Annotated in this window: 13 protein-coding genes; 6 read left to right on the forward strand and 7 right to left on the reverse strand. The window is 42.9% G+C overall.

All coding sequences use genetic code 11. The features are described from left to right. Positions 1-192 precede the first annotated feature (192 nt). Both pflA and ACVPON_RS03600 read right to left on the reverse strand, forming a co-directional pair. Positions 193-1029, reverse strand: coding sequence for a pyruvate formate-lyase-activating protein (gene pflA, locus ACVPON_RS03595; RefSeq protein WP_462876255.1), 837 nt, complete (start codon positions 1027-1029; stop codon positions 193-195). Positions 1030-1275: 246 nt separating this feature from the next. Further along, positions 1276-2634, reverse strand: a complete 1359-nt coding sequence (locus ACVPON_RS03600) for a hemolysin family protein (protein ID WP_462876257.1) — start codon at positions 2632-2634, stop codon at positions 1276-1278. Between the two features lie 498 nt (positions 2635-3132). Between ACVPON_RS03600 and ACVPON_RS03605 the strand changes: the two genes are divergently transcribed. Together ACVPON_RS03605 and ACVPON_RS03610 are read left to right on the forward strand one after the other, a co-directional pair. Next, positions 3133-3903 carry a trypsin-like serine peptidase gene (locus ACVPON_RS03605; protein WP_462876259.1) on the forward strand — a complete coding sequence of 257 codons (771 nt, stop codon included), beginning with the start codon at positions 3133-3135 and terminating at the stop codon, positions 3901-3903. Positions 3904-3977: 74 nt separating this feature from the next. Continuing rightward, positions 3978-4757: an ABC transporter ATP-binding protein gene (locus ACVPON_RS03610; RefSeq protein ID WP_462876305.1), complete on the forward strand. Its 780-nt coding sequence runs from the start codon at positions 3978-3980 to the stop codon at positions 4755-4757. 156 nt (positions 4758-4913) lie between these two features. Here the strand turns inward: ACVPON_RS03610 and ACVPON_RS03615 are convergent, their stop codons facing one another. The 4 genes from ACVPON_RS03615 to mnmL are packed head-to-tail and all read right to left on the reverse strand — an operon-like array spanning position 4914 to position 8719. Beyond that, positions 4914-6974, reverse strand: a complete 2061-nt coding sequence (locus ACVPON_RS03615) for a cation:proton antiporter (protein ID WP_462876261.1) — start codon at positions 6972-6974, stop codon at positions 4914-4916. An 11-nt stretch (positions 6975-6985) separates the two neighbouring features. Next, positions 6986-7240, reverse strand: coding sequence for a hypothetical protein (locus tag ACVPON_RS03620; RefSeq protein ID WP_462876263.1), 255 nt, complete (start codon positions 7238-7240; stop codon positions 6986-6988). Then, positions 7233-7790: a tRNA 5-(aminomethyl)-2-thiouridylate-methyltransferase MnmM gene (mnmM, locus tag ACVPON_RS03625; RefSeq protein WP_462876265.1), complete on the reverse strand. Its 558-nt coding sequence runs from the start codon at positions 7788-7790 to the stop codon at positions 7233-7235. The genes ACVPON_RS03620 and mnmM overlap by 8 nt, the downstream gene beginning before the upstream one ends. Next, a complete protein-coding gene (gene mnmL, locus ACVPON_RS03630; protein WP_462876267.1) occupies positions 7784-8719 on the reverse strand; it encodes a tRNA modification radical SAM protein MnmL/YtqA in 936 nt (311 codons plus the stop codon). Before mnmL ends, mnmM begins: the two co-directional genes overlap by 7 nt. A gap of 89 nt (positions 8720-8808) precedes the next feature. On the opposite strand from mnmL, the gene ACVPON_RS03635 reads away from it, so the two are divergent. The 4 genes from ACVPON_RS03635 (at position 8809) to pepC (ending at position 14615) form a co-directional block, all read left to right on the forward strand. Next, positions 8809-9450 carry a prepilin peptidase gene (locus tag ACVPON_RS03635; RefSeq protein ID WP_462876269.1) on the forward strand — a complete coding sequence of 214 codons (642 nt, stop codon included), beginning with the start codon at positions 8809-8811 and terminating at the stop codon, positions 9448-9450. 817 nt (positions 9451-10267) lie between these two features. After that, on the forward strand, positions 10268-11731 hold the full coding sequence (locus ACVPON_RS03640; protein WP_462876307.1) for a nicotinate phosphoribosyltransferase: 1464 nt from the start codon (positions 10268-10270) through the stop codon (positions 11729-11731). Beyond that, positions 11728-12552, forward strand: coding sequence for an ammonia-dependent NAD(+) synthetase (gene nadE / locus ACVPON_RS03645; RefSeq protein WP_462876271.1), 825 nt, complete (start codon positions 11728-11730; stop codon positions 12550-12552). The genes ACVPON_RS03640 and nadE overlap by 4 nt, the downstream gene beginning before the upstream one ends. Before the next feature lie 728 nt (positions 12553-13280). Further along, on the forward strand, positions 13281-14615 hold the full coding sequence (gene pepC, locus ACVPON_RS03650; protein ID WP_462876273.1) for an aminopeptidase C: 1335 nt from the start codon (positions 13281-13283) through the stop codon (positions 14613-14615). An 89-nt stretch (positions 14616-14704) separates the two neighbouring features. Here the strand turns inward: pepC and ACVPON_RS03655 are convergent, their stop codons facing one another. Further along, positions 14705-19243 carry a glycoside hydrolase family 95 protein gene (locus ACVPON_RS03655; protein WP_462876275.1) on the reverse strand — a complete coding sequence of 1513 codons (4539 nt, stop codon included), beginning with the start codon at positions 19241-19243 and terminating at the stop codon, positions 14705-14707. Positions 19244-19605 lie beyond the last annotated feature (362 nt).

Consider the following 19605-nt stretch of genomic DNA (forward strand, 5'->3'; position numbering starts at 1 on the left):
ATAGTTGTTTCGCTTACTTCTATAATCAAAAATAGACTAGGAAACGAGCTACCGGCTGCTTCAACAGTCTAATGACTGTTGAAGGTTGGAAATCATACTGACGATAGTCAGTAACAATCGTAGAGTACGACAAAGCAAGTTCCAATCATCTAGAAAATGATTGTGGAAATAAGGAAACGGAGTTTTCACAATCTATCCATTTCCTCGCACACGGTTCAAATAATCTTGATAGCTTTCTGTATCCATGAGGTTTTTAGCATTTTCAACACGATCCTTGGTTGGAGGTTTCGTTCCTTCAAGCGGGTACGGTCGTCCCAATTCCCGCCATTTGAATTCCCCCAAATTATGGTAGGGCAACACTTCAAAACGCTCAACATTGTCCAGGGTTTTGACAAACTTTCCTAGTTCAACCAAGTCTTCATCTCTATCAGTCAAATTCGGCACCAAAACATGGCGAATCCAAACGGGCTTCCCAATATCAGAAAGGTAACGGGCACATTCTAAAATTGTTTTATTACCATGACCAGTCACGAAACGGTGCTGTTCAGGATTCATTTCCTTAATATCTAACAAGACCAAGTCTGTCACTTCCATGAGCTTGGCATATTTTTCCAAATACTTCGGTGTATTGCGGAAAGTAAGGGCGCAGGTATCTAAGGTCGTATGGATTCCTTTTTCCTTTGCTAAGTTAAACAAGGCAATCAAAAAGTCAATCTGAAGGGTCGCCTCACCACCAGACACCGTAATGCCACCTTCTTTTCCCCAAAATCCCTTATAGCGAATCGCTTCATTTAAAACATCTTCTGCTGTCCGCTCCGTTGCAGCAGGATTGACCAAATCCCAAGTATCCGGATTGTGACAATACTGACAGCGCATGTGACATCCCTGCATAAATACTACAAAGCGGATTCCAGGTCCATCTACCGCCCCGAAACTCTCCGTTGAATGCACTAGACCTGTTACACTTTTGTAATCCACTACTTCCACTCTCTCTACCTCACTTCTTGATAGATTTATTATATCATACATTTAAGAAAACGCTTGTATGAACGACTTTTAACCTAAAAATATTCCTACTGATACCAATCTAATGCTTTAGCTTTAAAATAGGCTGTACAAATCAGTGGATACGTACAAAAGTAAAATGACTATACAGATACTCCCTGTAGACTAAAAAACGATAAACCTCAAAAAGTAAAGGAATGCTATTCGAGCTAAATTCCACTAAAAAAGACTGAAGAAAATGGTCCAAATGAACGTTTCTTCAATCCTAGGCTAATCTCTCTTCTCTTTTTTATCTTTCACCTCTTCTTCTACTACAAGTGGGGTGATCAGAATTTTGAGCTTGGTTACACGACCATTTTTGACCTTGTCATTGATCATGACCAGATGATGACCTTGGTTGTCCACCTCGTAGGTCTCTTTTTCTTCCTGACTTGGAATCGTACCAAGCCCTGTCAGATAGAATCCTGCAATCGTGTCTACATCATCACTTTCTAGATCCGTTCCAAAATGCTCATTGAAATCATTCAAGGTCATATTTCCTTGGACAATATACGTGTGGTCTGCGATTTCCCGAACAAAGACCTCTGTCTTATCCGTCTCATCATCAATTTCTCCGACAATTTCTTCTAGCAAATCTTCCAATGTAACCAGCCCTGCCACACCTCCATACTCATCGAGTAAAATGGCCATTTGATTTTGCGTATTGCGCAAGGCTTTTAACAAGTCGTCGACAAAAATCGTCTCTGGTACAAAGAGCGGCTCTTGCAAAATACGACGAATCATTATCTTTTCAAACCCATTGGCAAAACCTTCCGCCAAAATTCGTTTGGTATGAATCAAACCGATAATATTGTCTTTATCCCCCTCATAGACAGGAATCCGTGAGAAATTCTGCTTGAGAATCTCAGCTATAATCACTGCTGTATCTTCTCCAATATCCACCATAAAGGCATCGGTCCGCGGCACCATAACCTCACGCGCCATCATTTCATCTAGTGAGAAGATCCCCTGTAACATTTCAATTTCATCAGCATCTAGCGTTTCCTCACTCTGGGTCGTCAAAATGTACTCAATCTCATCTCGGGTCATCTTCTCATCTGCATCATCAAACTGCATCGGTGTCAAGCGACTAATAAGATTAGTTGCAGCAGATAAAAGCCAAACGAAAGGACTAACAATCTTGCCTAAAAAAATGATAATTGGGGCAGAAATGACTGCTAAATTTTCCTTCATATTCATGGCAATACGCTTGGGATATAACTCCCCAAGAACGATTGAAATAAAGGTCAAGAGAGCAAGAGCCAGCCAGTAACCTCCGGTCTTAGCTGTAGCAGAATTGCCCAACCAGCTAGCAAATATAGCCCCTAAGTCACCTGCAAGGCTCGCCCCTGACAAGATACTGATAAAGGTAATACCAACTTGAATGGTGGATAGAAAATGATTGGGATTTTCTAATACATTTAATAAGCGGACAAATTTCTTTTCTCCCTCTGCTGCCTTTTGTTCCACACGAGAGCGATTGAGAGAAACCAGGGCCATCTCAGAAGCCGAAAAGAAAGCATTGAGTAAGGTCAAAACGAAGAGCAATAAAAGTTGTAAATGAATGGTCTGACTACCAGGGTCTTCCATGATGTATATGTCTCCTGTAAAAATATAGAATGAAACCATTATACCATGTTTTAAGCATTCTTGTCACCCAGTTGTTCCTAAAAAACAAAACACTATCGGAATTTCTTAAACCAAACATACCTCCTCTAATACTCCGTTCATTTCCAATACTCATTTCTTTTGATATTTTCTTAGATAGGGCGGACGAAAGCTCCCTCCTTTTGAGTTTCACTCTCCATCTTTGAGCCTAGATCTCAACAATTCTGTTATTTACAATAGTAACACTGTCACAAACAAGAACCTGTATACACAAGTAAAGTGCTTTTGATAGAAAAAAATAGGCCCCTTTCATCAAGCTGGCTCATCTTTTTCTACCATTTTGGGTTCTAGTTCCATTATAAATATAGACTAAAGAACTCTTTACAATCTCAAAAAACAGATAAAAAGCAGGCGAGGCTTAGCTTATCATGAGACGCATCTGATAAGATAGAATTATCAATATTCCAAAAGGAGACCATCATGAAATCTAACCGACTGTCGCAATTCCTAATACTGACTGCCCTCATATCTGCGAGTGGATTTGCCCTAGCAGGCTGTTCAACACCTAAAACATCAACAACTGCTTCCAAAGATTCTCAACACATGCAGGCAAAAGAGACTGCCGAAAATCGTCGCATGCAGATCAAAGATATTGCTACAAGCCCCTATAACGGGGTCGCCTTACTCCAATCAAAAATGGATGAACTAGGATTTGGAACAGCTGTTTTCATCTCAGCTGACACACTTCTAACCAATCGCCATGTCGTCACTTCATTTACAAATGCAGATGAGGCATTTCTCCGGACTGTTGACCAAAACGGGAAAACAATTGACCTTCCTGTCAAAGAACTCATCGCACCTGAAGACGAAAGTATGGATATTGGAATCGTCAAACTCAAAACTCCTATTAGTGAAAATAAGGAACTAAGCCATATCAACATTCAACAGATTGCTAGCCTTGAAATCGTGAATAAGACGACCGTTTCCGACTTCATTCGTGCTGTTGGCTACCCAGGAGATAAAGATCATGGAACCATGTGGGACAGTCAGGGTATCATTAAAAAAATTGAAGGAAATTTCCTCACCTATACTGCCCCTATTGCTAGCGGGTCGTCCGGTTCACCTCTCTTTAATAAGAATGATGAATTGATTGGCTTAGCCAATGCTTCAACCGATGACTTAGAAAATCCAACCTCTTTCGGTCTCTTATTTGATACCAATATTCGAGCATTTATCGATAAGCATAAGTAAGGAAAGAGTAGCTCTGTCCTGTCTTTCACATCTTATGATATAATGGTGAAAATAAGATGAACATGAGGTGTGCTATGATTCTTTCCATGCAGAACCTTTCCTACCACAGGCAAGGCAAGACGATTTTAGATCAGCTTTCTTGGGAATACAAAACGGGGGAGCAATGGGCAATTCTCGGTTTAAACGGAGCCGGTAAGTCCACCTTGTTACGGATGTTGACAGCCGAATTTTGGAAAAGTTCGGGAGAATTGAGCGTCCTTGGGGTCGAATTTGGCAAGGGAGATATTCCTAGCTTACGGACAAAAATCGGGATGGTTAGCTCCTTCTTAGCTGAACGCTTTCCAACAGATCTCTATGCAGAGCAAATCGTCCTCACTGGAAAATACAAATCCTCCATTCTCTACCGCGAATACGGGGAACTAGAATTAGAGCAAGCCAGAGAGATGCTAGAGCAGATAGAAGCACCCCATCTGATTGGGCGTCCTTACTCAAGTCTCTCCCAAGGAGAGCGCCAACTCCTCCTCATTGCCCGCAGTCTCATGGAAGAACCACAGCTCCTAATCTTAGATGAAGCGACTATTGGATTAGACCTGCTGGCTCGTGAACGCCTACTCAAGCACATCGAACAGATTTGCAAACTTCCCAAGGCTCCTGCCATTATTTCTGTCACCCACCATGCAGAAGAAATCACTCCCTCTTTCACCCATGTCCTACTCCTAAAAGACGGGAAAATCCTCGCCAAGGGAACTAAAGAGGAAATATTAACACCTGACATTCTCCATCAATTCTACGGCCAAGAAGTCGAATTGATTCCACTAGGAGACGAGCGGATTTTTATCAAACCGCTTCTATAATCACTAAAAATTGAGCAAAAATCTCAAGACTCTGCTCTTTATACTCAAAGAAAATCAAAAGGATACTAGGAAACGAAGCCGAAGGTAGAACGAGCATTCACCAAGGCAAGTTGACCAAGTATCCTTTTGATTTTTATTGAGTATTACTTTGCTCGCTTAGTGGCTTTTGTATCTTGTGTAATTGATGACATCATAAGGAAGCGTATTGACCGTTTCTTTGAGGGAATAATTTTCCAGATTATTGACATTCTGGCGTAAATACTTGGCATAGCTAGCAGAGATAAGACCTTGGTCTTCGTACTCAAAGATAATCTTACGCTCAAGATAGTAGCCCCGCATCATTTCATCGATATTATTGGGCTTCATCCGTGTGATAACCCGCTCGATAAAGGCACCACTACTGATAATAGCAGTCTCGCGCAAGCGTGCCTCCTGCAAGAAATTGATTAAGGAATTGTTATAAATCCCTTTCAAATGCTCCAAACTCTCGATAATGACTTCAGTATTTGCTAGATAGAGCTCTGCAATACTTTCAATCTCATCCTTAGTCAAATGACGTTTTTCTTTTTTGCGCCATGAGCGAAGTCTTGCTCCCAAGGTCACTATTTCATGGAGAATCAGACGCGAAACCCGCCAAAAGACAATCCAGAAATAGGTCAAGCGAGAGGTCAAATTACGGTTAATCCGTTGCTTCATGGCTAAGAGATAACGCTGATAAAGATGGTAGGAGCGATCATCAATTTTTCTTTCTTCATAGGCCTGTTCTAGACCGTCATTTTCAATACTCAGAATCAAGAGTTGAAGACTAGCCAAGTCCTTTCGAATGGACTTATCTTCCCTCTCCAAAATCAGATTCTCAATCCGCCCATGATAATTATCAATCGCCGCGTAAAGCGGTCCTTTGACCTTGGTATGGAGCAAGTCTGCTTCTAACTCAGTCACTACCTCGTTTAAAATAGCGATGTGCATCAAATACTCCTTGGTCTCTTCCTTGGTATCAGATAGATGCGGTAGTACTACCAAGCCAGATAAGAAACTAAACAGGGTCACCCCTGCCACAATAAAGAGTAAAAGTGGATATTCACGCTCTAAGGACGCAGGAATCAAGAGGATGGTCGCAATTGACACGGTCCCTTTAACTCCTGAAAAAGTCAGTAAAAGACTATCTTTCAACGCATAGGACATTTTTTTCTTTAAACGCACCATCCGAAAGGCATAAAAGCCATAAATCATGACAAAGCGAATACTGAACATCAAGAGAGTGAGGACAAGAACAGTGACCAGTAGGAAAAGGTTGTCATAGATGGGATTGCGCAAAATCGGCTCTAAAATCATCTGCAATTCAATCCCTAAAATGATAAAGACAGAACCATTGAGCATAAACGTCACCGTATGCCATACTGTATCCGTCACTGTATCCACCTGCGCTTCTAGTAGGGTGATGTTTTTAAAACGACTAGCCTTTAAAATTCCTGCAACCACAACTGCGATAATCCCTGATACATGAATTTCCTCTGCTAAAAAGAAGGTCAACAAAGGAAGACTCAATTCGAGTAATAATTGCCCTGCAATATCAGAAGCCCTCACATTTAGGAGTAGACGATGGAGACTCTGATTGAGAAAGGCCGTCATCGCTCCAATAGCAAAACCACCAATAATTGAAAAGAGTAAGGAAATCCCTGCTTTTTCCAAGGAAAACTCACCTGTTATCCAAGCTGCTACTGCAACCTGAAAGGCAACGAGACCACTAGCATCATTGAGCAAGCCCTCTCCCTTTAAGATACTTTCGACACGCTTGGCAAAAGTAAAGCGTTCAGATAAAGAAGCAAAAGCAACCAAATCTGTCGGACCAAGGGCCGCACCTGCTGCTAAACAAGCGGCAAGGGGCAGGGCTATCCACAAGGCATGTGCCATATAGCCGATACTCAAGGTCGAAATGAAAATCACAGGGAAAATCAGAAACAGAATAATCCGCCAGTAACGTAAAATACTCGTCACATCACTTTCTTCTGCTTCTCGGAACAAAAGTGGACCAATAACCAAGGCAAGAAAAGCCTCTGTATCCAAGTGAAATTGCCCTTGTGGTAGCCATAGACCCAGTAAAACCCCTGAAACAATTTGTAGGAGGGGCAAGGGAAGGCGGGGAAATAATTTATTGGCTGCATTTGAAGCAATCAGAACCAGTAAAAAGATAATGAGATAAAGAAGTACAGTCATTCACTAGCTCCTTATCTTTTTCTGCAACACTTTTCAAATAAGAGCCGTTGTTCGGAAATTTTTTCATCGATTTTAGACAGATCCCGATGTTCAATCTGCTTCTGGCAGCGTTCCATCTCAAGACTGACCAATTTTTGTTTGATCTTAATCATTTTTTTACTCATATGAGCATCATCAAACTTCTTAGCCAGCTGCTCACCTGCGTTGGAATCAAGGTATTTACTCCTGAGCCCTGCTAACTTTTCCTGTAAATATTTCTTATCCATGGTTGTATTCCTTTACCTTTTCAAGCATTACTAAAAATGGAGGGTGATTGATTTGATTGAGGGTGCGGTAGATAGTGGCTGTAAATTCCTGCTGGGAAAGCTGACTGACAAAATCCAGTACCGCATCGCACTCTATCTCTCCTCCCTCATGTCCATAGTAAATCATAACCGCAATACGACCACCTACTACCAAACGCTGGCACAATTTTCCAAGTGCAAGCAGGGTAGTCTGAGGTTGAGTAATCACGGATTTATCCGCACTGGGAAGATAACCTAGGTTAAAAATCCCAGCTTTGACCTCCCCTACATAGGCATCTAGTTGCTCATGTCCTGCTAATAGCAACTCAACATTATCCAGTCCTGCTTTTTCTAAGCGCTCACGTGTTTTTTCAAGTGCCTGTTTTTGAATATCAAAAGCAATAACTTTTTTAGCCCGTTCAGCAAGAAACAGGGTATCATATCCGTTTCCCATAGTCGCATCAACCACGACATCTTCCTTGGTCACAATCTCTGCTAAAAATTGGTGGGCCATCTCTAAGGGTCTTAACATGTAAATTTCTGCTCCTTTGCCTTGCAGCCCTGCACGCTTCCACGCCGGCGCATCTCATCTTCAATCGCATTTAACACTTCCCATTTGTTGAGGCTCCACATGGGACCGATCAACATATCGCGTGGCGCATCACCTGTAATCCGATGAATCACGATGTGTTTGGGAATAATCTCTAACTGGTCACAAACAATCCGGACATATTCTTCTTGGCTTAGTAGTTGCAAACGCCCCTCGTGGTAATCCCGCTGCATACGGGTGTTGGTCATCAAGTGGAGGAGATGCAATTTAATCCCTTGAATATCATTATCCGTCACACAACGACGGACATTTTCTAGCATCATCTCATGCGTTTCACCAGGCAAGCCATTAATTAAATGAGAGACAACTTCAATCTTGGGAAACTTCCGCAAGCGTTGTACGCTTTCGACATACAGCTCATAGGAATGTGCTCTGTTAATTAGGTTGGACGTTTCTTCAAAGGTCGTCTGTAAACCTAATTCCACCGTCACATGCATACGCTCGGATAGTTCTGCCAGATACCTAATGGTTTCATCTGGAAGACAATCCGGACGAGTACCGATATTGATCCCCACTACTCCTGGTTCATTGATTGCTTGCTCATACCGCTCTCGAATCACCTCAACCCTATCATGGGTATTGGTAAAATTCTGAAAATAAACCAAGTACTTTCTCACATCAGGCCATTTGCGATGCATAAAATCAATTTCCTTATAGAACTGCTCCCGAATAGGCGCTTCAGGAGCAACAATAGCATCACCAGACCCCGACACAGTACAAAAAGTACAGCCTCCCTTTGCCACGGTACCGTCACGGTTAGGACAATCAAAACCCGCATCAATCGGTACTTTAAAGGTCTTTTCTCCAAATAATTTCCGATAATAATCATTCAGCGCATTGTAAGATTTCATTCTCTTATTCTATCATATTTCAAGCAGTGCAGTAGTAAAAAAATGTATCTTCTTAGCTATTTTTAGCAACTAATTGCGAATAAACAGATATGAAGATTATTGTATTCCTTTTTTTAGGAGCCTCTATCGGCTCCTTTCTCGGTCTGGTCATTGACCGCTTTCCTGATGAATCCCTCTTTTTTCCTGCTAGCCACTGCAATCATTGCAAACGCTCACTCATGTGGTGGCAGATGATCCCACTTCTTTCCCAACTAATGATGCAATCTAAATGCTACTATTGCAAGGCAAGGATTCCCTACTGGTACCTAGGACTAGAGCTGATATCTTCCGGTCTTATCCTTCTGCTTTTTCATGGAATCATCTCTAGCCTGCAATGCTCCCTACTCTTTGCTGGCTTAGTCTTGACCATCTATGATGTGAAATACCAAGAATATCCACTGATGATTTGGCTCTCTTTCACCCTTTTAGCTCTCCTACTATCGCATCTCAACTGGCTTTTTTGTGGCTTCATTGTCCTTGGACTAGTCGCTGAAACCTACAAACTCAATATTGGATCAGGGGACTTTTTCTATCTAGCTAGTCTCTCCCTCCTCTTTTCCTTGTCTGAACTTCTCTGGATTATCCAATTAGCTAGCCTCTTAGGTCTAATTATTTTTCTTGTTTTCAAGCCCAAATCAATCGCCTACGTGCCTTGCCTCTTTCTAGCAAGTCTAATAGTGCAGTGCTTTTAGGCTTTTTCACCTCTCATTTTCAAACCTGCCTGAAATGTCTAATCCCCCAACAAACCTAGCTTACAGATGCGCTCCCGCCAAGTTTAGCCCTTGCTTTCGAGAATATAGCGCGGGATAAAACTGTACACTGGACTTGCCGAGCTTTTGATATTACTAGCGCGGGATAAAACTGTACACTGGACTTACCTCGATCTTGATAATACTAGCGCGGGATAAAACTGTACACTGGACTTACCTCGATCTTGATAATACTAGCGCGGGATAAAACTGTACACTGGACTTACCTCGCTCTTGATAATACAAGCTCGGGATAAAACAGTCCACTGGACTTACCTCGCTCTTGATAATACTAGCGCGGGATAAAACTGTACACTGGACTTACCTCGATCTTGATAATACAAGCGCGGGATAAAACTGTACACTGGACTTACCTCGATCTTGATAATACAAGCGCGGGATAAAACAGTCCACTGGACTTACCTCGATCTTGATAATACTAGCGCGGGATAAAACTGTACACTGGACTTACCTCGCTCTTGATAATACAAGCTCGGGATAAAACTGTACACTGGACTTACCTCGCTCTTGATAATACAAGCTCGGGAAAAAACTGTACACTGGACTTACCTCGCTCTTGATAATACTAGCGCGGGATAAAACTGTACACTGGACTTACCTCGCTCTTGATAATACAAGCTCGGGAAAAAACTGTACACTGGACTTACCTCGCTCTTGATAATACAAGCTCGGGAAAAAACAGTCCACTGGACTGTTTTTTTATGCTATACTATAGTAACAGGAGGAGAACAAGATGAACATTTATTCTGATGATAGTTTAACTTTGCACACAGATCTCTATCAAATCAACATGGCGCAAGTGTATTTTGAACAAGGAATTCACGATAAGCACGCGGTTTTTGAGGTCTATTTTAGAAAACTTCCTTTCCATAATGGTTATGCGGTATTTGCTGGTTTGGAGCGTATTGTTCGCTACCTATCAGACCTTTCTTTTACCCAATCCGACCTAGACTATCTCCGTGAACTAGGGTATCCAGAAGACTTTCTGAACTACTTGAAACAATTAGAATTTTCCTTGACTGTCCGCTCTGCCAAAGAGGGGGATTTGGTCTTTGCAAATGAGCCTATCATGCAAATTGAGGGTTCACTTGCCCAATGTCAGTTGGTTGAAACCGCTATTTTAAATATCGTCAACTACCAAACCTTGATTGCAACTAAGGCGAGACGGATCAAGGCAATTTTAGAAGATGAGCCCCTTCTTGAATTTGGAACCAGACGTGCCCAGGAAATGGACGCTGCCATCTGGGGCACACGCGCGGCCTTTATCGGTGGTGCTGGTGCAACCTCAAATGTCCGTGCTGGAAAAATGTTTGGTATTCCTGTCGCTGGAACCCACGCCCATGCTCTCGTTCAGACCTATGGGAATGATTACGATTCCTTCAAAGCCTACGCTTCTACCCATAAAAATTGTGTCTTCCTTGTCGATACCTATGATACCTTGCGTCTCGGCGTGCCTGCTGCTATTCGAGTTGCCAATGAATTTGGAGATAAGATTAACTTCCTTGGAGTTCGTATTGACTCAGGTGATATGGCATACATTTCTAAAAAAGTTCGCCAACAGCTGGACGATGCAGGCTATACAGAAGCAAAAATTTATGCTTCTAATGACCTTGATGAAAACACTATTTTAAACTTGAAAATGCAAAAGGCAAAAATTGACGTCTGGGGGGTCGGCACTAAGCTTATCACAGCCTATGATCAACCTGCCCTAGGTGCTGTTTACAAGATTGTTTCTATCGAAGATGAAAAGGGACAAATGCGCGATACGATCAAACTCTCTTCAAATGTAGAAAAAGTATCAACACCCGGAAAAAAACAGGTCTGGCGCATTACCAGTCGTGAAAAAGGGAAAACTGAGGGAGACTACATTACTTTTGCGGACACTGATGTGACTGATATGCAATCTATCCATATGTTCCACCCAACCTATACCTATATCAATAAAACAGTGACCAATTTTGAAGCAGTTCCTCTTTTAGTAGACATTTTTGATAAGGGTAAACTCATCTATGAATTACCAAGTCTACCGGATATTCAGACCTACGCCAATACACAATTTGATCAACTATGGGACGAATACAAACGCATGCTCAATCCACAAGATTACCCAGTTGATCTGGCTCAAGATGTCTGGGATCACAAGATGAAACTAATCCAGCAAGTCCGCAATCAAACCCAGCTAGCCCCAAAGGAGAAAGCATGACCTTACAACAAATGATTATCAAACAATTAGGGGTCAAACCTCTTATCCAGCCCCAAGAAGAGATTCGTAACTCCATTGATTTTTTAAAAGATTATCTCAAAAAACACCCATTTTTGAAAAGTTACGTTTTAGGCATTTCTGGCGGGCAAGATTCGACCCTCGCAGGTCGCTTAGCACAACTAGCTATTGAAGAAATGAGGGCTGAGACAGGAGATGATGCCTACCAATTCATCGCTGTTCGCCTGCCTTATGGTGTTCAGGCAGATGAAGAGGATGCCCAAGCAGCCCTTGCTTTTATCAAACCTGATGTCAGTCTAAGTGTCAATATCAAGGAGAGCGTAGACGCCATGACTGCAGCGATCAAAGCGACTACAGCTAGCATCTCTGATTTTAACAAGGGAAATATCAAGGCACGTAGCCGTATGATTGCCCAGTACGCTCTTGCCGGGAGTTACTCTGGTGCAGTGATTGGTACAGACCATGCTGCTGAGAATATCACAGGTTTTTTCACCAAGTTCGGTGACGGCGGTGCAGATATCCTCCCCCTTTTTCGCCTCAACAAGCGCCAAGGAAAGGCACTCCTAGCAGAACTTGGTGCAGACAAGGCTCTCTATGAGAAAATTCCTACCGCTGATTTAGAAGAAGATAAACCAGGGCTAGCAGATGAAGTGGCACTCGGTGTCACTTATGAAAATATCGATGACTACCTTGAAGGCAAAACCATTGACCCACAAGCCCAAGCGATTATTGAAAATTGGTGGAAAAAAACCGAGCACAAGCGCCATCTCCCCATTACCATCTTTGATGATTTTTGGAAATAATACTCTTTAAAAATCAAAAGGTTACTTCGTCAACTTGCCTTGGTGAACACTCGTTCTACCTTCGGCTTCGATTATACTCATTTAGTTTAACTTTTATTACTTCGACGATTGTGGAAACTCCGTTTCCTTATTTCCCACTTCCCATCATCTTCTAGATGATTGGAACTCGCTTTGCCGGACTCTACGATTGTTACTGACTATCGTCAGTATGATTTCCAACCTTCAACAGTCCTTAGACTGTTGAAGCAGCCTGCAACTCGTTGCCTAGTACTAAAAGTAAACTAAACAACTATGTAAGGAAATGAGCGGTGCTACTCTCATTTCAACCTTTCATAATTCTTAATTGTGAAAGCTAGTCTACTTACTTTTGATTGTTATTGAGTATAAGACACAAAGCCCATTAAGAATTCAAAGCGTACCGATAGAAGAAACTCTCCACTGGGGAGTTTCTTCTATCTTCAACAGCTGCAACAAAATAACCAGCTAGCTACCGCCAATAAACGGTATTTTAACACAATTAGATTATGGCTCTTTTTTTCTAGCATTTTTAAATCAAGATATCCCGAGAGTGACGCAAACTCCTCTCTTTCATCTCCTCCTCCACTAGTCTACCAGACCAGTGAACCGAGTTTGAAAACAGACTAAAACAGATGATATAATCTTTTTAGTCCATGCTTGAAGATTTTCCAAAAAGGTCTATAATATGTCTTATAGAAAAGGAGAATCTTATGAACTCATTAGATCAATCATTAACAGAACAGTTCTTTGCCGATTATGAAGCCAATCGTCAATTTGTAGCTATGGAAAATGCGGTGACCCACAATGGTATCTATGCTTCTCTTGAGAAACGCAGTAGTAGCGTGGAAAATAATCCCGTTTTTTCTATTGATTTAACCAAAGATAAGGTCAGTAACCAGAAAGCCTCTGGTCGTTGCTGGATGTTTGCTGCCCTAAATACCTTCCGCCACAAGATGATTGCAGGCTTTCAATTAGAAGATTTTGAGCTCTCTCAAGCCCACACCTTCTTCTGGGATAAATATGAAAAATCCAACTGGTTCTTAGAGCAAGTCCTTGCTACTGCTGACCAAGAACTAAGTAGTCGTAAGGTCAAATTCCTCTTAGATGTTCCCCAACAAGACGGTGGTCAATGGGATATGGTCGTATCACTCTTTCATAAATATGGTGTTGTCCCAAAAGCCGTCTATCCAGAGTCCATCTCTTCTAGCAACAGTCGTGAACTCAATGCTGTTTTAAACAAATTACTCCGCCAAGATGCTCAAATCTTGCGTGAGCTAGTAGCACAGGGTGAGACAAGAGAAACTATTCAGGCGAAAAAAACAGCACTATTGCAAGAAATCTTCAACTTCCTTGCCATGTCACTGGGATTACCACCACGTACCTTTGACTTTGCCTACCGTGACAAAGACAATCACTACCATCATGATACAAACTTAACTCCACAGGAATTTTACAAGAAATACGTGGCTATTCAGTTGGACGATTATGTGTCCATTATCAATGCACCGACTGCCGATAAACCGTACGGTAAGTCTTATACCGTTGAGATGCTTGGAAATGTAGTCGGTAGCCGACCGGTTCGTTACCTCAATGTGGAAATGAAACGATTGAAAGAGCTGGCTATTGCCCAGATGCAGGCAGGGGAGACAGTTTGGTTTGGTTCTGATGTAGGACAATCCAGCAACCGTAAGACAGGAGTCATGGCAGAGGGCATGTATGACTTTGTCTCTGGCATGGATATTGACTTGCACCAAGATAAGGCAGGTCGTCTCGATTATAGCGAAAGTCTCATGACCCATGCCATGGTCTTAACGGGTGTCGATCTTGATGAAAATGGTCAAGCGCTCAAGTGGAAGGTCGAAAATTCTTGGGGAGATAAGGTGGGTGACAAGGGCTACTTTGTTGCTAGCGACCGCTGGATGGATGAATATACCTATCAAATTGTGGTGAGAAAAGATTTATTGACAGAAGAAGAACTGACAGCCTATCATGCTGAACCAACCGTCCTAGCCCCATGGGATCCAATGGGAGCCTTGGCTAATTAATACTCAATAAAAAGCAAGGAGTTTCATACTCTCTCCTTGCTTTTTTGTGTTTTTCAGCTTTAATAAATTTCATCACCTAGGCTCATCAATCACAACTCTTCTTGCTCTTTCCGACTGTTACGCTTCAAGCAGAATAAGGATGCACCTAAACCTAGCAGTAAGCCAGCAACGGCTCCTCCTGTTGAGGTTGCCTCTCCAGTAGCTGGTAACTGGGCTTGTTTTTTAATTTGTTGCCTAGCTAGGTCTTGCCCTGTCACAGACATCCCTCTTGCTGTATCTGCCTCCTCCTCTGTCAGCTGCTTCAGATTTCCAACCTCAATCAAGCCAGGTAAGTGTGGTTTGTATGGCTCATTCTCTACTTGATGCACGGGTAGCTCGATAGGAGCTAGAGATGGCTTTTCAGGCTCTACTGATGGAGCAGGTGGAAGCGGTTGACCCGGAATTAACTGAGTAGGAGCCTTATAGGCAATGGAACGCCCTACTTCTTCTTTGCCACGGTAGCTAGTTGCTCGGATTAGACCTTCTTGTGGATAGTTGCTAACGTCAAGGTAGAGGCGTTCTCCCTCACGGCGATACCTTGCTCCCTCAACAGTCAGATGATTCCCATCAAATAAGACAAGCACAGGCGTGCCTTGAGCTAGGTCAATCACTACACGGCTCCATGTCCCTCTTGGTAACTCAAGCACCAATTCCTTCTGATTTTCGGTCACATCAGATACCTTTGCTGGTAAGGTAGGCACAATCTTTTCCTTCAAAATCTTGATGGAATCGAGAGAAATTTTCCTCTGGCTACCGTCAATCGATTCATCTGCAATAGTTACACGCAAGGTATGGCGACCATTTTTCAGCCCTATATAAGCACCAATTAAAACTGCCTTTTCTGTATTGTCAATTGACTTATGGAAAAGGAGATCTTCAACCACTTGACCGTCAATAGTCACCCTTGCCTTTCCTAGATGAGGAGACCTAAGACCGTAGATTTCGACACCTACTCCCTCAAATTCTAGGGTAAAGCTAGCAGCTTCATCGTCAGTTGAATCATGACGCTCCCCATATTTTTCTGTACGCGCATATAAAGCACTATCATCCCCGTCGCCAAAAGCTGAACCGTACTGGATACGAGGGTCACGATCATCTAGAAGTTCGTACTCCTTGCTCGTATCACGAATAACCTTAAAGAAATCGAGGGAAATCTTATTCCTCTCACCATCACGGGTCGGATTTGCATTACTGACACGAATGGTCAACTCATGTAAGCCTTCTACCAAACCGTCAAAACGACCAATGAGAGCTCCTTTTTCAACATCGTCACTCGATTGATAGAAATCAAGTTCACCGACCTCCTGACCATCTATAAGGGCGATAGCCTTACCTAGAGGGCGATTCTTAATCCCATAAACCTCAATACCTGTTCCTACAAATGGCAGGGTCAAAGAGGCATCTGCTTCCGAAATAGAGGTGTCTCCTGTAATATCTGCATACTTCTCTGTACCAGCCCACATACTACTGTCAGCCCAGTTCCCGAAGGCTGAACCATACTGGATACGAGGATCACGATCATCTAGAAGTTCTGTGAGGCCTGTCACACTAGCTGTGTTGGAAAAGGCTGTCGATACAGCTGGCTTTAATATCGGACGAACCCGATAACTGTAGGCTAAATCAGGTTGGACAGCTCGATCGATAAATTGAGTTTGGTCACTCGTTAGCAAAACGGTTTCCCCGTCACTTGTCCGCTCGATCTGGTAATAAAGGGCATTGTCCACAGGACTAAAAGTCAACTCAACCCTATCCTTGGTAATTCGTGTCGCCATCAGATCACTGATCTGAGCCATTATATCTTGGAGGATAAGGATATCTCCGGCAGTTGCTTCAATGGAAATCCGACCGTCTTGCAACTTGGTAAAGCGAGCCTTTTCTCCGTTTTTGAGCAGAGTAGCTGTTTCAATATTTGGGAAATCAATCACAACAGGGCCTGCTACATGTGGTTGGAGTTTGAGGCTGGTCAATTTCTTATTCTTCCATGCCATATCCACTTCCACATTACCACGGGCTACTAGGCCCTTGACAGAGCCGTCTGCCCACACATCTGGCAGGGCTGGTAGAGGAGCAATGTAGCCTGAGTGGGATTGAAGGAGCATTTCTGTCATCCCACTAGTCGCCCCAAAGTTTCCATCAATCTGAAAGGGTGGATGAGTATCCCAGAGGTTCGGTAAGGTAGAGGAACGCAACTGCTCAGACAAAAGACGGTGAGCACGGTTACCATCTAAAAGACGGGCCCAAAGGTTGATTTTATTTGCCTTAGACCAACCCGTTCCACCATCACCTCGGTGGTTGAGAGTAGCTCGTGCTGCTTCAAGATAGGCAGGATTGTCTTTGTTAAAGAGCGTACCTGGAAAGAGCCCAACTAGCTCAGACACATGACGGTGACCTGATTCGATGGAACGACGGTGTTCATCTGTAAAGCGTTCACTATCTTCTTCATACCACTCCTTGATACGACCCGATTGGTTGATATGTAGGGGCTTGAGTTTTTCAAACTTAGTCTGAATTTCTCCTACCAAGTCTTGATCGACATTGAGGATAGTGGCCGCCTCCATATAGTCATGGAAGAGTTGCCAAACCAAGGATTGATCATAGGTATTTCCAATGGTAATCGTTCCATGCTCTGGTGAATAAGACGGAGAAGAGACGTACCGGTCACTCTCCCGATCATAGTGGAGGAAACGATTCCAGAATGTAGCCGTTTCTTTCAACATCGGATAAATGGTGTCACGGAGCATCGTTTCGTCCTTGGTAAACTTGTAATAGTCATAGACATTCTGCATAATCCAAGCATTAGATGCTGGTGACCAGCCCCAATAATAGTTCCAACCTGGGGTCGTCCAGCCAAATGGGGTCGCCTGGGTATGGGCAAGCCAGCCATTTTCCTCACCCTCAGCAGATACGATATTAGCATAGTGTTTGGCTGCCTCACGACCATAATACCTCATATCATTGATGTAGTGAATCAATGGTAGGGCAGTTTCAGACATATTAGTGGCATAAACAGGCCAGTAGTTCATCTGCAAATTGACATTGAGGTGGTAGTCAGATGCCCAAGGTGGATTATCAGTAGCATTCCAGACCCCTTGCAGGTTAGCAGGCAGGGCATTTTTCCCATCACGGGAGGAGGAAATCATCAGATAGCGACCGTACTGGTAGAAGAGTTCTTCCAATTTACGGCTATTGCCTTGATAAGATGTCAGCAATTCCTTCGTAGTCTGAGCTGATTCTTCTGCTCCCAAATTGATTTCCACACGGTTAAAGATCCCTTGATAATCAGCAATATGGTCTGATTTAACCGCCTCAAATCCCTTCTTTTTAGCATTTGTAGCTGTCTGGCGAACAACTGCCTCTACATCCATCTCACGGTCACGGTAGTTTGTTTTGGGATTTTGAGAAAAATCCGTCTCTGCACTCAGATAGAGAGTCGCATAGCTTGCCCCTGTGATACGAATTTGGTCTACTAGATGTTCAAGGACACCGTCTGTATCAATGTTGACAAAGGAGGCAAATTTCAGACCATTATTTCGCACTGTCCCTGAAAGTAAGATACCATCTTCGCTGTAGGTTACGGTACCCTCTTTAAAATTGGAATCAGCATGGCTCAGACGTTTACGAATAGCCAAGTCCATCAAACCACCCATTTTCGTAAAGTGGGTCACAGATACATTGTCAGGATAGCTGACAAAGGTTTCACGATGGAAGGTCTTATCTTGATGACGATAATCTGTCGAAGTAATAGCTGTCTTCATATCCAGCTGGCGATGATAATTCTCCACAGCTGCCAGCTCCTTGGTTTCATTGAGCAAATCAACCTCAATATCACCAAAAGCTAGGTAGCGTCCATATTGTTCATTATACGGACCGACCAGATGAAGCTCTGCCAATTGCTTAGCAGTCTCCAAGTCACCTCTTTCCAATGCCTCGCGGATTTGAGGAATATAGACATGCTTGCCCTCTAAGTTTCCTCCATTATAGTCTGTCGAATCAGGTCGTGGACCCCCAGACCAAAGAGTTTTCTCATTATATTGGATACGCTCAGCACCAACCAGACCAAAGGTCTTACTCCCAATATCCCCATTTCCTGTCGGCAATGCCTCTTTTTCCCAGCCTTCATAAGTATTAGCAGCTGGGGCAGTATAGGTCAGAACAAAATCATTATTTGATATGGTTTCTTCAGCTCTAGTAGCACTTCTCGCCTCTCGACTAAGGCTAGTTTCAGAACTTCCCCCTACTTCTAGGCTAGAACGATTGGCAGAGAGCGCCTCCTCCTCTGGTAAGAAAGAGGTGGGACTGACCGGTCCTGAACTTAAATCTCCCTCCTCTGATAAGGCAGGAGAGGGGCTAGTTACTGATGAATCGGGAGTCTCTTTTCTATCAGAACTCGTTTCTGCCTTTGGCTCTGGTTGAGGTGTCTCAGCGCCTAACACTTCCTCTCCTTGCTGATGGGCAGGAGCAGTTGCAACTTCTTGAGCAAGAACTGGCTGAATCCCAAAAAGACTGACACCAATTAAGAGTGAACCGACACCGATACTCCATTTCCGAATGCTATAACGGCATCGTTTTTCAAATAGATAGTTGGACATATGCTCCTCCTTTAGCCAACGTAAGCGTTTTCAATTTTGTCCTCATTATATAGGATTCTATTCAGTATTGCAACCATAACGATAGAAAAAGAAGTCACCTATCAAGAATATTAAGAAAAAAGCCCCTATCCTGAAAAAGTTGCCTACTCTGTGTAACCAATAGATTCTCTAAATGAGAAAATATAGTTGTTTCGTTTACTTTTAGTACTAGGCAAGGAGCTGCAGGCTGCTTCAACAGTCTAAGGACTGTTGAAGGTTGGAAATCATACTGACGATAGTCAGTAACAATCGTAGAGTCCGGCAAAGCGAGTTCCAATCATCTAGAAGATGATTGGAAGTTGGAAATAAAGAAACGGAGTTTC

It is taken from the genome of Streptococcus sp. 1F3, assembly GCF_054968985.1.

Coding starts and splice junctions, on each gene's coding strand:
- ACVPON_RS03635 (WP_462876269.1), top strand. CDS start 8,809: ATGAAGATTATTGTATTCCTTTTTTTAGGAGCCTCTATCGGCTCCTTT.
- ACVPON_RS03615 (WP_462876261.1), bottom strand. CDS start 6,974: ATGACTGTACTTCTTTATCTCATTATCTTTTTACTGGTTCTGATTGCT.
- mnmM (WP_462876265.1), bottom strand. CDS start 7,790: ATGTTAAGACCCTTAGAGATGGCCCACCAATTTTTAGCAGAGATTGTG.
- nadE (WP_462876271.1), top strand. CDS start 11,728: ATGACCTTACAACAAATGATTATCAAACAATTAGGGGTCAAACCTCTT.
- pflA (WP_462876255.1), bottom strand. CDS start 1,029: ATGTATGATATAATAAATCTATCAAGAAGTGAGGTAGAGAGAGTGGAA.
- ACVPON_RS03620 (WP_462876263.1), bottom strand. CDS start 7,240: ATGGATAAGAAATATTTACAGGAAAAGTTAGCAGGGCTCAGGAGTAAA.
- ACVPON_RS03605 (WP_462876259.1), top strand. CDS start 3,133: ATGAAATCTAACCGACTGTCGCAATTCCTAATACTGACTGCCCTCATA.
- ACVPON_RS03610 (WP_462876305.1), top strand. CDS start 3,978: ATGATTCTTTCCATGCAGAACCTTTCCTACCACAGGCAAGGCAAGACG.
- ACVPON_RS03600 (WP_462876257.1), bottom strand. CDS start 2,634: ATGGAAGACCCTGGTAGTCAGACCATTCATTTACAACTTTTATTGCTC.
- mnmL (WP_462876267.1), bottom strand. CDS start 8,719: ATGAAATCTTACAATGCGCTGAATGATTATTATCGGAAATTATTTGGA.
- ACVPON_RS03655 (WP_462876275.1), bottom strand. CDS start 19,243: ATGTCCAACTATCTATTTGAAAAACGATGCCGTTATAGCATTCGGAAA.
- pepC (WP_462876273.1), top strand. CDS start 13,281: ATGAACTCATTAGATCAATCATTAACAGAACAGTTCTTTGCCGATTAT.